The organism is Pseudomonas sp. HS-18 (assembly GCF_020401845.1).
GTDB lineage: Bacteria > Pseudomonadota > Gammaproteobacteria > Pseudomonadales > Pseudomonadaceae > Pseudomonas > Pseudomonas nitroreducens.
The window spans coordinates 2,318,106-2,330,000 of record NZ_CP084413.1; the positions used below are offsets into that span (position 1 = coordinate 2,318,106).

Sequence of the window (11,895 nt, forward strand, 5' to 3'; positions counted from 1 at the left end):
ATGCTCGTTTGATGTCGTCTCTTCCTCAACCTAAGGGGTTGGTATTCGATCTGGAGGTAGTACCGGCCAAGGCTCGGCAACCTGCCTCTATCGTGATGGTCGGTGCCTTGCGGCCAGATTCCGGGGCGGAGTTGGAGCTAAAGGTATCTGGAAACCCTCTCTCTGCTTTGCAGCAGTTGGATGCGCTGTCCGAGGGAGCGAGCTTCGTACTTGGGCACAATGTCATTGAACATGACTTGCCCATACTGCGCGAACACTTGCCTAGCATGACTCTGCATGCTCTGCCAGTCATTGATACGTTACGTTTATCACCACTGGCCTTTCCTCAGAACCCGTATCACCGGCTAATCAAGGATTACAAACTTATCCGTGACAGCCTCAACTCACCCTTGTCCGACTGCCGCTCGACGTTGGTTCTTTTTCAAGATCAACGCCAGGCCTTCACTCAGTTGAAGGAGGTCAACCAAAAGGAGCTGCTCTGCTATCAGGCGTTGCTGGCTCCGAGCCTCAAGAGCGACCTGGGGGCTTTCTTCGCATCTTTAAGTGGACAATCTCCTGCCCCTTTATCCGAACTCAGGACGCTGATTCCGCAACTGCTGCAGGAGGTGGACCCGTCGCTGTCGCGAGACCTGAAAGTATGTCGGACACGACTGGAGCAACTGCTCGATGAGGATCTTCAACGAGAAGAACTGCATTGGTCGTTGGCCTATGCTCTGGCCTGGCTCCGTGTATCCGGTGGTAACTCGGTGCTGGCTCCCTGGGTTCGGCATCAGTTTCCGGAGGTTGGCCGGCTAATTTCCGAACTGCGTGATGTGCCGTGTGAGTGGGATGGTTGCCAATATTGTCAGACGACGCACGACCCACGCCACGAACTGAAGCGCTATTTCGGTTTCCCCGATTTCCGTTATGAAAAGCCAGGGATGAGTTTGCAGCACGACATCGTGCTTGCCGGCATGCGTGGCCAGCATGTGCTAGCCATTTTGGCGACCGGTGGGGGCAAGTCGCTATGCTATCAGTTGCCGGCGCTCAACAGTTTCCATCGTAATGGCAGCCTTACCGTCATCGTTTCGCCGCTGCAGTCGTTGATGAAAGATCAGGTGGATGGGTTGCTGGAACGCAACGTCCAGTGCGCCGCGACACTGAATGGCTTGTTGACTATGCCGGAGCGTGCCGAAGTGCTGGAAAAGATCCAGATGGGCGATGTCGGCATACTGCTGGTGTCGCCTGAGCAGTTCCGTAACAAGGCTTTCCGGCGGGCGATCCGCCAACGTCAGATCGGTGCCTGGATTTTCGACGAAGCGCACTGCCTCTCGAAATGGGGGAGTGATTTTCGGCCGGACTACCTCTATGTATCTCGCTTTATCCGGGAGTATACCGGCGACGGCTCTCTAGCTCAGATCGGCTGTTTTACCGCGACGGCCAAGCCGGATGTGCTGGCGGATATTCAGAGCCACTTCAAGGAGAGCCTGGGCATCGAGTTCAAGGTTTTTCCTGGTGGGCATGAGCGGACGAATCTGCATTTCGATGTACTGCCCTGCAGTCGGGCAGAGAAGTGGTCACGCACGGACCGCTTGCTACACGAGCATCTCGACAGTCAGGAGGGTGGTGCCGTCGTCTTCGTTTCCAGCCGTAAGAGTGCAGAGGAGCTTTCCGACTTTCTGATCGGTCAAGGGTGGCCTTGCAAGCACTTCCATGCCGGTCTGGAGCCCAATACCAAAACGGATATTCAGGACGACTTCAAGGCTGGGCAGTTGAGGATCATCGTCGCCACCAACGCCTTTGGAATGGGGGTGGATAAGGCCGATATCCGTCTCGTTGTGCACGCCGACATACCGGGCTCGCTGGAGAACTACCTGCAAGAGGCGGGCAGGGCTGGGCGTGATCAGTGCGATGCACGCTGCGTGCTTTTGTATGACCCGCAGGACATCGAAACCCAGTTTGGCATGAGTGAGCGCTCGAAACTCAGTATCCGTGACATACAGCAGATCCTGCGCAAGTTGCGTAACGAGAGCAATCGGCGAAAGGGCGGCAAGCTGGTTATCACCGCGGGTGAAATCCTGTTGGACGATGATGTTGACACCAGCTTCTCTGTGGATGAGCGGGATGCCGAAACCAAGGTCGTTACGGCGGTTGCCTGGCTGGAGCGTGGTGATTACCTCAAGCGTGAGGAAAACCATACGCAGATTTTTCCTGCACGGCTGGATGTGAGCGAGGAGGAGGCCGAGAAGCGCTTGCTGAAGGCCAAGCTGCCGCAACGTCGATTAGAGGAGTTCAGGGCTATTCTGCGCTTTCTCTACAGCGCCGATGCTGATGAGCGGGTTAATACTGATCAGTTGATGCAGTTGACCAGTCTGGAGTCGGAAGAGGTTGCAAGCGCCCTTAAACAATTGGAGGAGATGGGGCTGCTGGTCAATGATTCGCAGATAACGCTGTATGTGCGTCATGGTGTGGCGGGGGGCTCCAGTCAGCGTCTGCAGAACTCCCTGGCGCTGGAAAAGGCGTTGCTGCAGTGCTTGCCAGAGCAGGCGCCGGACGCCGAGCAGGGCGGTTGGCAGGATCTGAATCTGCCGGCATTGACCGCTGAGCTCAAGGCAACGACAGGACTAGAGGAGCTGCTCCCGCTGCATGTGCTGCGGTTGTTGCGCAGCTTGGCTCAGGATCATGATGCCGATGGTCAGCAGCGCAGCAGCTTTGAGCTTAGGCAGCTTAATCGTGACTACCTCAAGTTGCGCATCAAGGGTGGTCATTCCTGGGAGAAGATCATTAGCTTTGGTGACGTGCGGCGCGTGTTGGCTAGCAAGTTCCTGGAGCTGTTGGTTGGTAAGTTACCGGCGGGATTGCGTGGTGCGGATCTGCTGGTCGAAACGAGTTTCGGCGAATTGCTTCAGGTGATCGAAAGTGACCTTGAACTGCCGCATCTGATTCCACCGAACAGGCGCCGTAAGGTGATTGAGCATGTCCTGCTATATCTGCATCGGCAGGACATTTTGACCCTCAACCATGGCATGACAGTCATGCGCCGGGCCATGACCATTGAGGTCAAGAAGGAAGACAAACGCAAGACCTTCCTCAAAGAGGACTATTTGCGACTCGACGAGCACTACCGCGAGAAGCGCATTCAGGTTCATGTGATGCGTGAGTATGCTGAAGTGGCGCTGAAGGAGATGGCTGAGGCGTTGAGTCTGGTGCTGGATTACTTTACCGACTCTAAGCAGGCGTTCATCAAGCGCCATTTTGCTGGGCGGGAGGACGTGCTAAAGCTGGCGACCAGCGAGGAGTCATGGAAATCGATCATCGAGTCACTGAGCACTACTCAGAAGATGATCGTCGCCGACGATGACGACATAAATCGGCTGGTACTGGCCGGGCCGGGATCAGGCAAGACCCGTGTGATCGTGCACCGCATCGCTTACCTGCTGCGGGTGCGGCGGGTACTAGCAACAAGCATCGTGGCGCTGACGTTCAACCGCCACGCGGCGAACGAGATTCGCAAACGCTTATTGGCCCTGGTTGGGGCCGATGCTTATGGTGTCAGTGTTCTGACTTATCACAGCATGGCCATGCGGTTGACCGGAACCCGTTTCGAGCGAGGCGCAACGGTCGACGAGCGAGCTCTCAAGCAGGTATTGAGCGATGCCGTCGAGTTGCTGGAGGGTAAGCGCAATGTTGAGGGCGAGGACGACCTCCGCGAGCAGTTATTGCGCGGATACCGTTATATCCTGGTTGACGAATACCAGGACATCGACGACCTGCAATACCGTTTGGTAAGTGCTCTAGCTGGGCGGCATGCGGAAGAAGATGGTCGGTTATGCATCATGGCTGTAGGCGACGATGACCAGAACATCTATGCCTGGCGTGATACCAACAATCGTTATATCGAGCGCTTCCGAGAGGACTATGAGGCGTCGATTAGCTTCCTCGTCGATAATTACCGTTCTTCCCTGAGCATCATCAAGGCGGCCAATCAACTTATTGGCCAGAATCCGACTCGCTTGAAAGAGGCCAATCCCATCCGGATCGACAGAGCACGGATGGAGCAGCCTGCCGGTGGTGTATGGGAGGAGCGGGACGAGCAGCGGAAAGGCCGGGTCCTGCGACTGCTGATAGACCCGAGCGACCGTGAGCGTGGCAATCTGCAGGCTCAGGCGGCCATGGCGGAGTTGGAGAGGTTACTAGCGCGTGAGCTGGGGAGCTGGAACGGTTGTGCGGTTCTGGCACGGACGCACCGCTATCTATGGCCGATCCAGGCCTGGTGTGAGCAGCACGATATTCCCTACTTCCTGGCGGCAGATAAGGAAACGACATTACCCATTACTCGACAGCGCAGTTTTGTGGCTGCAATCGACTATCTGCGAGAAATCGAAGGCGCTTTGTGCGCGGCTGATGCATGGCAGTCTCTATCGGGCAGCAATCAGTTGGCAGATACCGAGTGGATGGGGTTCTTCCAGATCGCCTTTGAGCAAATGCGAGGCGAGCTGGGCGAATGTCAGCTTGGCAGTGGTGCCTTGATCGACTGGCTGTACGACTACGCCCGTGAATTGCGCCAACAGCCGAAGGAAGGCCTCTATCTTGGCACTGTGCACTCGGCCAAAGGGCTAGAGTTCCGCCATGTCGTCCTGCTGGATGGCGGTTGGAGCGCTCAGGTCGATACCCTGGCCGATGAGCGACGTTTGTACTACGTAGGGATGACGCGAGCCGAACAGACCCTGACGTTGTGCGAGTTTGCTGACGGCAACCCATTCAGTCGCAGCCTGATGAGGGACGTTCAGCAACACGCCTTCCAGGGAAAACCTCTTCCTGAGCTAGAGGTGCGCTTTCAGCAACTCACGCTGAAGGAGATCGACATTGGTTTTGCTGGCCGTCAATCACTGCATGCCCGGATACACAAGGCGATTGAGGCGCTTCGCGAGGGAGATCCGCTGACGCTGAAGGAAGAGGCTGGCCGCTATCAACTGCTCGACAGGCAAGGCAACGTAGTAGGGCGAACCGCCAAATCATTCCAGCCGCAGATCGGCTTCGATCAATGTGAAGTCGCGGCCGTCATGGTGCGTTTTGCCGAGGATGGTGAGAAGCAGTATAGGGATTTGAATAAGTGTGAGCGTTGGGAGGTGATTGTGCCGAGAGGGAGGGGATGGTGAGCTAAACAGCTTGAAGAGCAGATTGAGCAGATTGAGCAGATTGAGCAGAGTTGTTCCACGTGGGAGCGCGATGAGTCAATACTCGCTGGAGAATGCAATGAGCACGACCAAACAGCTCAGCAACTCCAGTCAAGTTTCACGATTGGTGTTGCGTGACTACAAGTCAATTGTCGAGTGTGGTCTGAAATTAGGTCGCCTCAACATATTGAATGGTGCGAATGGTGCGGGTAAATTCAACTTCATTTTCTTATTTCACCTGCTCAACCGCATTCTGAGTCAGCAGTTGCTGATTGCCGTTAGTCTAGGAGCAGGGGTGGCTGCCATCCAGCGAAAATGTCAAAATTTCGCAGAGTGGCTTCAAAAATTCGAAGTAATTGAGAGAGTCGAATAATGAGCGACCCCTCCTTGCGGTTACGCCCGCTGGTTTCTCTGCTGCTGTTCTTGAGTGCATATTCCCCCCTGATGGTTATTCTGGCCATCAAGGATCTCGACCTTTCCAGCCCTTGGTTTTTTCACACTCCCATCAATAGCGGCATCCTGCTTCTAATGGCGGTTGGTAGCAGTGTCATCACACTCCGGGCTGTGAAAGAGATCGATGGCGGGCTTCCTGTTGTCATTACCAAGGCGGCTAACAAGTCCGGTGATATGTTCGGGTATACAATTCCCTACATGTTGTCCTTCATGCGCATTGATCTGGGAGATTGGCAGACACTCCTTAGTCTCACGGTTTTCCTGAGCGTTTTGTTCATCATGGCCTACCGGACGCAGACTGTGTTCATCAATCCAATCCTTGCGATAGCTGGATACATGCTGATCGACTGCACATTCAAACGTGCTGAAAAAGAAACCCAGGCCATGGTGATCACGCGGGTTCCAATCAGCATAGGGGATTCATGCCAGTTAGAACGTCTTTCGCACTATCTTTATATCGCAGCACAACCGGAGCCTAAGCAGTCAGGGGGATAAATGAGTACTAATAAAGCTAAAAAGCAGCTAAAAGAGATAAAGTCTTTCGACTTCAGTAAGTGGTCGGTAACTTTTTGGTTGGTCAAAAGAAAGGTTGTTCAGAAAGACGCAAATTACAGTATGCTTCGGGTAAATATCGACGCAAAACTGCAGCGGCGCTTCAGGGGATATCTAAGGGCACAGCTTCAGAACAAAGAATTCCATGTTTCAGAATACGACTTCAACAATGCGGATGGTGACGACGCGCTGTTCACTATTTCGACAGATATCACCGACTTTGTGAAGGTCGCGGCGGCGATCGACGATGGTTTCAACAACCCGCACGCCAAGACCTACGAGGAGCTGCTCAATTCATGGGCGTACATCGCTTTGTTCGAGAAAGACGGAAAGCGACTCTTTGCCTGGCGGAAAATCAATGCTGATACGCAGCCAAAGAAAGTGAAGTCGAAGAGCGCCACGTTCTTCCAGGATCATAAACTGGTAGATCTCGACGACAAGGAAATCTTCCTGATCGATCCCCGGTACGATTTCTTTGTCTATGAGGGCACTACCTTCATTGCCAACAAGCGGCAATTCGAAAGCTCTATGAACTTTCGAGAAGGTATGAAGGCCAACGGCGATGAAGTACTGGCTGACTTTGAGAAGCTGAAGATCTTTGACAATGTGGGCATCATCAAGGAGTTCGTAGGCACGAATCTCCATCACCTCAGAAAGCTCTCATCCATCCGAAAGTCGGGATACTACAAGCAACCCGACTACATGCAGAAGCTGATCAGGGTCAATACCAGCGAAAAGTGGGAGCTGAAGATTGTCAAGGGCAAGATCGTTGTTGAGAAAGAAACCGTTGAGTTGCTGCTTAAACTTTTGAACAATGACAGACTGCGATCTCCCATTAACAATGAGCTATTCGACTCCGCTGCGAAGGCACCGGTAGCCACAGGAGGTGCTGCGTGATGGTCCATCAAAGGACGAAAGCTTTGCCCAAGCATCCAGCAATAGGTCTTGTGAACTGCGGAGAAAGGTGATTTATGCTGGCTAATATCAAGGGATTGGTGGAGCGCTTGGAGCTATCTCAAGCCAAAGCGATGATGCCTCTGTTCGAAGCTATATCGAACGCCATTGACGCCATTGAAGAGCATAGAGACGGCTTCCACAGTCATTCGATTCGAATCCGCTTGATTGCGGCGAGCGATCTTGCTCATCAAGGTGGCGACGAGACATTAATTTTGGATGGATTTGATATTATTGATGATGGCATTGGTTTTGACGATAGGAATATTTCCTCTTTTCAGGAGGCCCACACTCTTTCTAAAGTGAAGGTAGGCGGGAAAGGTGTTGGGCGGTTTACCTTCCTGAAAGTGTTCTCTTCCGTCCGGGTTCGCAGCGTGTTTAAGCAGCAGGGCAAAGCGATGTTGCGCGAATTTGACTTCTCCATTCAAGACGAACTTAAGGGCGCAGAGACCACCATTGAAGTACAGGAAGCGTGTGGTACGCAGGTGTCAATGCGGGGGATGAGTAGCAAGTATAAAGGTGGCTGGCCAAATGATCCCGAGATTATTGCCGAGAGAGTCATTGCACATTTCCTGATCCGCTTCGCGGCTCGCTCCTGTCCTCCGATGATTTTGGAGTCAGGCAATCACGCTCCCATCGATTTGCACAAACTGTTCGAATCAACGGTGCTGACCCATATCCAAGAGCAGTTCTTCGATATTTCCGGCCAGACATTTGCATTGCAGGCCTATCGCCATCGTGATGGCCGTGCACGTCATGATCTTCATCTGTGTGCAAATGGTCGAGAGGTCATGACCAGCAAGTTGCGCGATCTACTGCCGGAACTACCTGAGAAGTTACTGGACTCTGAGCAAGAGTCGTACACACTGATCGTCTTGGTCACCGGTGAATACCTGGATACCCACGCTAACCAGGAGCGTACCCGAATTTCGTTCCAATCGGATGATGATCCGGACTTGGATGATTCGCTTGTGTCGCGTCAAGCGTTGCATAGAGGGGTAACAGATACACTCAGGCCACTGCTGGCGGATGACCTGAAAACAACCAACGAAGAGAAGCGTGCACAAATAGAAAAGTTTGTGGAGCAGGCCCCAGAATACCGGGCGCTGACGCATCCCCGCTACAAAGAGATCATTGAGCAGCGTATCCAGCCAGGGCTATCTCCCGAAAAGCTTGATGAGGCCTTGCTGCGCGTCAGACGTGACATGGAAGATTCCGTTCGCAAGGAGGCGCTTCACGTTGCAGCTTTGTTTGAAACAGAAACATTCGAAAAGTATCAAGAACGATTCCAGGAAATAGCTGAAAAGGCCAATGAGATTGGCAAGGCTCAGCTTGCCGCCTATATTGCTCATCGGCGAACAATTCTCGATATGGTGAATAATAGTCTAAAAATGACGCGTTTGGATGATAAGTATCCACTTGAGAAAATCTTGCACAAAATGATTTTCCCAATGGGGAAAACGTCGAGGGACGTGTTCTTTGAGCAGCAGAACCTTTGGATCATCGACGAGCGTTTGTGCTACCACACGCTACTTACTTCGGATAAGAAGTTAAACAGTGTTCCAGGGCTAGGCAGCACATCAGGTAAAGAGCCAGATATTTTTGCGTTTTTCTATGATACCCCAATTGGTGTTGCCGAACTGGACAATTTGCCAGGGGGAGGGATCGTCGTTATCGAGTTTAAGCGGCCTGGTCGGGATAATTATGATAAAGATCCTGCGGATCAGGTTATTCAACGATTTCGGGAAATATCTGAGGGCAATGTCAAGGATGTTGATGGCAGGCTGATCAACTCGGAAAACTTGCGTTATACTGGTTATCTTATTGCTGACCTGACGCCATCTCTGCGCAACCAGGTCTATGGCCGCTACCATCAAACCGCTGACAAGGAAGGTTATTTCTATACCTTGGCGGGCGGGAATGGCTATATAGAAATAATTTCCTACGATAAGCTGATAAAAGATGCGTTGCGTCGAAATCGCATGCTATTTGATAAACTCGGTCTGCATAAAAACTAAATTCCAACTATCTGCAGTATGAGATCAAGGGCGCAATGGTTGACTAGTCAAGACCTTTCTCTGCCGTCAGTTATGTTTTTAGCCAGAATTGCTTCTAGTTTGCCTCCGAGGAGATGCCATGCTTCGGTCTTCTCTTTGGCGTAATCGTGGTGCAGGTAGTGCCGGCGAACTTTGGATCCACCCAGCAAATGGTTCTGGCAGCGGTCAATAATCTCCAGGCTGACCCCCAGCTCTTGCATCAGGGTTGCTCCTGTACGGCGCAGGTCGTGCGGTGTCCATTCACCTTTGTTGCCCTTGCTCAGCACCAGCGAGTCGTCATGATGACGACCAGTAAGCGGCTTGCTGCGGTTCTTGAAACGGCATTGCCGGTCACCGATCAGCTTGCTGACCGTCTTGGTGTCGACGTGGCTTTCCTCGTCCTTGCTGGGGAAGCAGAACGGGGTATGGCCGGTTTCTTCTTTCAAGCGCTTGAACTGGTTCAGCGCGAATGATGATGGAAATACATGGTGATCCTGGCGCTTGCCCTTATGCCCCTTGGTGGCCTCGGCAGGGATGAACCAGGTCCCTTTCTCCAGATCCACATGCCGCCATTCGGATTTGAGCAGCTCACCGATACGGCAGAGCGTGCTCAGGCAGATCCAGACGGCACATTGCACGCGCGGATTTACTGGGCGGATACCGGAGTATTTCTGGCCGGCGGGGAGGGCGTCGTAGTCGCGCTCCAGACGGGCGAAGATATCGCTTAGCTCGCGGATTTCGTCGGGAGAGAGCAGGCGATCGCGCTGTTCCTCGTAGTCGTGGTCGAGCAGCTTGTTGACGTCTACTAGATCTGCCGGGTTGCCGTCGGCCATGAGGGTGCGCCATGGCTTGCGTTTCTCGGCCCAGCGCAGCATCTGGCCGATGTCCTTGCTGCGGATCACCACGGTGCGGTTCAGGCCGCGGGCTTTGACTTGGCGCAGGACGTTGAGCAGGTCTTTCTCGGTCAGGGTGCGCAGAGGCTTCTTGCCAATGAGTGGCAGCACATCCTTGGTGAAACTGCGACGCAGTTCGGCATTACCGTCTTGGCGCGATACGCCATCACGCATCCACTCCTCGAAGAGGTCGGCGACTGTCTTGTTCTCCGCTGCCTGGCGCTCGGCTTCGGCAATGGTGGCCGCGATAGCGGCTTGGGCTTCGATCTTGGCGGCCTTGCGGGCGGCAGTGGGATCGATCCCCTTTGTGACTGTAGCTTTCACTTCGTCGCGCTCGGCGCGAATCTGCGCCAGCGACTTCTTGGGCCAACTGCCCAAGCGATGATCGCGTTTCGCTCCATCCAGTTTGAACTCGTAGCGAAACAGGACAGTGATGCCTTTTACTCCGGCGCGAACCTTGGCGACCAGGCCGCCATCTTCACGCAGTGTCTTGCCGTCGTCGGCCGCGGTGAGCGCTTCCAGTTGCTTCGCCGTCAGTTTTGCCACCGTCTACCCCTTGCCCGATTCGGCTGCCTTGGAATTTTGCCCCACTTTTGCCCCACCGAATCGCTTGGCTGTCGGTGGATGCTCGTGGATCGTGATGGACGCTAATTTAGCCTGTATACCCCGTATTTGCTAGGGTATAGGCGATCCGTCAGTGTCCATCGGCGTCCATGGAAATCCACCAAATAAGCGCATGGGGTGCAAGGGGTAGAGTGTTCGAATCACTCCGTCCCGACCAAATTTGAAATGGCCGGTTCAGCAATCAACCGGCCTTTTTGCATTTCTCTTCCCTCAAAAACTCCCTATATCGACCGCTAGCTCGGCGCGTCCCTCAGTGGCCAATCATCCTGCGCTGCCAGGAAGGCTGGTAGGTCTCGTCGCGCTATCCAGATTTCCCCTTGCTACTTGAGGACGCCGATGCGTTGGTCGGCCCAGATCATGAAGGCGCGCAGGGGGTTGCTGTCGGGGATGTGCTGGGAGTCGTGGAGGGTTGGGAGGACTTCGTCGCTGAGCCATTTGGCGATGTTGCGGTGTTCGGGATGCTAGTGGCGGTATAGGGCTTTGTAGGTGCCGGATTCGCTGATGACTTCCACTTCCTAGCGGAAGCCGCTGAGGTATTCCAGGATGACGGCGCGTTTCTGTTCCGGGTCCATGCGCTTGGGTAGGCGGTAGGGGCGGCGGGCGTTGATCAGGAGGGCGAAGTCGTGGGCGACGGACCAGGGTTGGCGGTCGATCAGGACTGCGCGGAGTTGGTAGGTGTGGCGTTGGAATACGACAGATATGTAAGCGTCTTGCATGGTGAAGCTCCATCTACGAGGTTGAGGAGCCGCGACGCGTCGTCGTCAAGCGAAGGGTGGCGGACCGCGCAGGGTTGACGAACCGGGAGATGGAACCGGCAGACCCGAGGGTCTCCCCGCGCGATCCGCCATAGAGCCAGTAGTGAATGCTACAGGCATGAAAGGGCCTACAGGAAACCGTCGCTCTTTCCCGCACGCGCTTTCAGCGTTTTCGCGCCATCTCATTTCCGGTCGTCAAACCAGGCCACAGGATTGACTGTGACGGGCGCAGGATGGAGGAGGGCTTTCCGGGGCGGCAACCTGCAAAGCGCGTAGGAATCTGGCAAGCGTGCTTTGAAGTGGGAGGTTCGGCAGCGCCTCCTCTATATAGGTAGAACGACTCAGCTGTATGGCTGGGGCCGCGGTGCCTGGCTTGGCGCGGCTGCAGGAAGGTGCTGCTTTCTATATAGAGGGAGAGGGGAGTGGTCCCTTTGTCATCTTTCTGCAAAAAGTCGTTGACGCTCGATTTAAA

The 11,895-nt window shown here is 54.1% G+C and carries 7 protein-coding genes; 5 read left to right on the plus strand and 2 right to left on the minus strand.

The genetic code is table 11. The features are described from left to right. The first annotated feature begins 11 nt into the window (after nucleotides 1–11). From LDJ84_RS10875 to LDJ84_RS10895, 5 genes are all read left to right on the plus strand, one after another. Nucleotides 12–5,138 carry a RecQ family ATP-dependent DNA helicase gene (locus LDJ84_RS10875; RefSeq protein WP_034077519.1) on the plus strand — a complete coding sequence of 1,709 codons (5,127 nt, stop codon included), beginning with the start codon at nucleotides 12–14 and terminating at the stop codon, nucleotides 5,136–5,138. Between the two features lie 97 nt (nucleotides 5,139–5,235). Further along, nucleotides 5,236–5,529 carry a hypothetical protein gene (locus LDJ84_RS10880; RefSeq protein ID WP_052165131.1) on the plus strand — a complete coding sequence of 98 codons (294 nt, stop codon included), beginning with the start codon at nucleotides 5,236–5,238 and terminating at the stop codon, nucleotides 5,527–5,529. Beyond that, a complete protein-coding gene (locus LDJ84_RS10885) occupies nucleotides 5,529–6,104 on the plus strand; it encodes a hypothetical protein (protein ID WP_034077517.1) in 576 nt (191 codons plus the stop codon). The genes LDJ84_RS10880 and LDJ84_RS10885 overlap by 1 nt, the downstream gene beginning before the upstream one ends. After that, nucleotides 6,105–7,058: a DUF4868 domain-containing protein gene (locus tag LDJ84_RS10890; RefSeq protein WP_034077514.1), complete on the plus strand. Its 954-nt coding sequence runs from the start codon at nucleotides 6,105–6,107 to the stop codon at nucleotides 7,056–7,058. A gap of 74 nt (nucleotides 7,059–7,132) precedes the next feature. Further along, complete coding sequence (locus LDJ84_RS10895) at nucleotides 7,133–9,133, plus strand: hypothetical protein (RefSeq protein ID WP_034077512.1); 2,001 nt, start codon at nucleotides 7,133–7,135, stop codon at nucleotides 9,131–9,133. A 47-nt stretch (nucleotides 9,134–9,180) separates the two neighbouring features. Here LDJ84_RS10895 and LDJ84_RS10900 read toward each other — a convergent pair whose 3' ends face one another. Together LDJ84_RS10900 and LDJ84_RS10905 are read right to left on the minus strand one after the other, a co-directional pair. Continuing rightward, nucleotides 9,181–10,590, minus strand: coding sequence for a tyrosine-type recombinase/integrase (locus LDJ84_RS10900; RefSeq protein WP_034077510.1), 1,410 nt, complete (start codon nucleotides 10,588–10,590; stop codon nucleotides 9,181–9,183). Nucleotides 10,591–11,183: 593 nt separating this feature from the next. Further along, nucleotides 11,184–11,384 carry a hypothetical protein gene (locus LDJ84_RS10905; protein WP_226046304.1) on the minus strand — a complete coding sequence of 67 codons (201 nt, stop codon included), beginning with the start codon at nucleotides 11,382–11,384 and terminating at the stop codon, nucleotides 11,184–11,186. Nucleotides 11,385–11,895: the final 511 nt, after the last annotated feature.

Bases quoted from the DNA above. Each gene is read 5' to 3' on its own strand.
- LDJ84_RS10875 (WP_034077519.1), top strand. From the start codon at position 12: ATGTCGTCTCTTCCTCAACCTAAGGGGTTGGTATTCGATCTGGAGGTA.
- LDJ84_RS10880 (WP_052165131.1), top strand. From the start codon at position 5,236: ATGAGCACGACCAAACAGCTCAGCAACTCCAGTCAAGTTTCACGATTG.
- LDJ84_RS10885 (WP_034077517.1), top strand. From the start codon at position 5,529: ATGAGCGACCCCTCCTTGCGGTTACGCCCGCTGGTTTCTCTGCTGCTG.
- LDJ84_RS10890 (WP_034077514.1), top strand. From the start codon at position 6,105: ATGAGTACTAATAAAGCTAAAAAGCAGCTAAAAGAGATAAAGTCTTTC.
- LDJ84_RS10895 (WP_034077512.1), top strand. From the start codon at position 7,133: ATGCTGGCTAATATCAAGGGATTGGTGGAGCGCTTGGAGCTATCTCAA.
- LDJ84_RS10905 (WP_226046304.1), bottom strand. From the start codon at position 11,384: ATGCAAGACGCTTACATATCTGTCGTATTCCAACGCCACACCTACCAA.